Raw genomic sequence first — 2,500 nt, forward strand, 5'->3', positions numbered from 1 at the left:
GTTCATTGAGGTTAGGGTTGTAAAAACAGAGACGAAAAAAACTTAAAAAAAGTTTTGTCAGAATCAAATAAAGTTTTTACATTTGCACCCGCTTTGAGAGCGACACGATCTAAGAAATTTTGGAATGATTTTAAGAGTGAAAAAAAGTCAGTTAGTTCGATTCTAACATTTCTACAAATGCGTTAATTGCGATTTTGGTTTAGAAGCTAAATATTAAGATTAACGAAGTTCATTGAAACTATTGAAATTGACAGCGTAAAACAAAGAGTAGAATTACCATAGAAGTTTAACTTCGAAAAATTCTTTTGATACTTAACATTGAATAATATTAAAGATTATACAATGAAGAGTTTGATCCTGGCTCAGGATGAACGCTAGCGGCAGGCTTAACACATGCAAGTCGAGGGGCAGCATTTCCTTCGGGAAGATGGCGACCGGCGCACGGGTGCGTAACGCGTATAGAATCTACCTTGTACAGAGGGATAGCCTTTAGAAATGAAGATTAATACCTCATAATATATAGATTTGGCATCGGATTTATATTAAAGATTTATCGGTACAAGATGACTATGCGTCCTATTAGCTAGATGGTAAGGTAACGGCTTACCATGGCAACGATAGGTAGGGGGTCTGAGAGGATTATCCCCCACACTGGTACTGAGACACGGACCAGACTCCTACGGGAGGCAGCAGTGAGGAATATTGGTCAATGGGCGCAAGCCTGAACCAGCCATGCCGCGTGCAGGAAGACTGCCTTATGGGTTGTAAACTGCTTTTATATGGGAAGAAACCCCTCTACGTGTAGAGGTTTGACGGTACCATAAGAATAAGCACCGGCTAACTCCGTGCCAGCAGCCGCGGTAATACGGAGGGTGCAAGCGTTATCCGGAATCATTGGGTTTAAAGGGTCCGCAGGCGGTCAATTAAGTCAGAGGTGAAATCCTATAGCTTAACTATAGAACTGCCTTTGATACTGGTTGACTTGAGTTATACGGAAGTAGGTAGAATGTGTAGTGTAGCGGTGAAATGCATAGATATTACACAGAATACCGATTGCGAAGGCAGCCTACTACGTATATACTGACGCTCATGGACGAAAGCGTGGGGAGCGAACAGGATTAGATACCCTGGTAGTCCACGCCGTAAACGATGGACACTAGTTGTTGGGAGTAATCTCAGTGACTAAGCGAAAGTGATAAGTGTCCCACCTGGGGAGTACGATCGCAAGATTGAAACTCAAAGGAATTGACGGGGGCCCGCACAAGCGGTGGAGCATGTGGTTTAATTCGATGATACGCGAGGAACCTTACCAGGGCTTAAATGTAGTCTGACAGGACCAGAGATGGTTTTTTCTTCGGACAGATTACAAGGTGCTGCATGGTTGTCGTCAGCTCGTGCCGTGAGGTGTCAGGTTAAGTCCTATAACGAGCGCAACCCCTATCGTTAGTTGCTAGCAGGTAAAGCTGAGGACTCTAGCGAGACTGCCGGTGCAAACCGTGAGGAAGGTGGGGATGACGTCAAATCATCACGGCCCTTACGTCCTGGGCCACACACGTGCTACAATGGTATGGACAATGAGCAGCCACTTCGCGAGAAGGCGCGAATCTATAAACCATATCACAGTTCGGATCGGAGTCTGCAACTCGACTCCGTGAAGCTGGAATCGCTAGTAATCGGATATCAGCCATGATCCGGTGAATACGTTCCCGGGCCTTGTACACACCGCCCGTCAAGCCATGGAAGCTGGGGGTGCCTGAAGTCGGTTACCGCAAGGAGCTGCCTAGGGTAAAACTAGTAACTAGGGCTAAGTCGTAACAAGGTAGCCGTACCGGAAGGTGCGGCTGGAACACCTCCTTTCTAGAGAAATGGATGTTTAGTTACAAGAGAGGTAATTTTATTCTTTGCTGTTAATTTTAAAAAGACTACTAAGATCTTAAGAATAGTCTTGTAGCTCAGCTGGTTAGAGCGCTACACTGATAATGTAGAGGTCGGCAGTTCGAGTCTGCCCAGGACTACTTTTTTTTAAGGTAAAAGTAAAAAGGAAATTCTAGAGGTTGAGTGAGAGTGAGTTAAACTAATCACTCATAACTAAGAACTCATCACTAGAAGTATGGGGGATTAGCTCAGCTGGCTAGAGCGCTTGCCTTGCACGCAAGAGGTCATCGGTTCGACTCCGATATTCTCCACGATTAATTACGATGGTGTAATTAAAAAAGTTCATTGACATATTGGTAAAGTGATATATTAAAGAAAATCGAGATAGTTTAAGAAACTATATAAAAATATAAAGAGCTCGTTTTGACAGCGATGTCAAAGCAAAAAGTACAATAAGCTAATTAAGGGCGTATGGAGGATGCCTAGGCTTTCAGAGGCGACGAAGGACGTGATAAGCTGCGATAAGTTACGGGGAGTGGCACATACATATTGATCCGTAAATTTCCGAATGGGGCAACCCGTCATGTTGAAGACATGTCACATCGAAAGATGAGCAAACCCGGAG

General features: G+C 44.3%; 2 tRNA genes and 2 rRNA genes (1 of these 4 cut by a window edge). All 4 read left to right on the forward strand.

Going from position 1 to position 2,500, the window contains the following annotated elements:
- Nucleotides 1-339 precede the first annotated feature (339 nt).
- Nucleotides 340-1,857: ribosomal RNA gene (locus tag ACQY1Q_RS17135) — 16S ribosomal RNA — on the forward strand.
- An 84-nt stretch (nucleotides 1,858-1,941) separates the two neighbouring features.
- A tRNA-Ile gene (locus tag ACQY1Q_RS17140) sits at nucleotides 1,942-2,015 on the forward strand.
- A 97-nt stretch (nucleotides 2,016-2,112) separates the two neighbouring features.
- A tRNA-Ala gene (locus ACQY1Q_RS17145) sits at nucleotides 2,113-2,186 on the forward strand.
- Nucleotides 2,187-2,325: 139 nt separating this feature from the next.
- Nucleotides 2,326-2,500 (forward strand): 23S ribosomal RNA (locus ACQY1Q_RS17150) (it continues 2,698 nt past the right edge of the window).
- Together the 16S and 23S rRNA genes with 2 tRNA genes alongside form the textbook arrangement of a ribosomal RNA operon.

The organism is Tenacibaculum sp. TC6, assembly GCF_050606265.1.
Classification (GTDB): Bacteria; Bacteroidota; Bacteroidia; order Flavobacteriales; family Flavobacteriaceae; genus Polaribacter.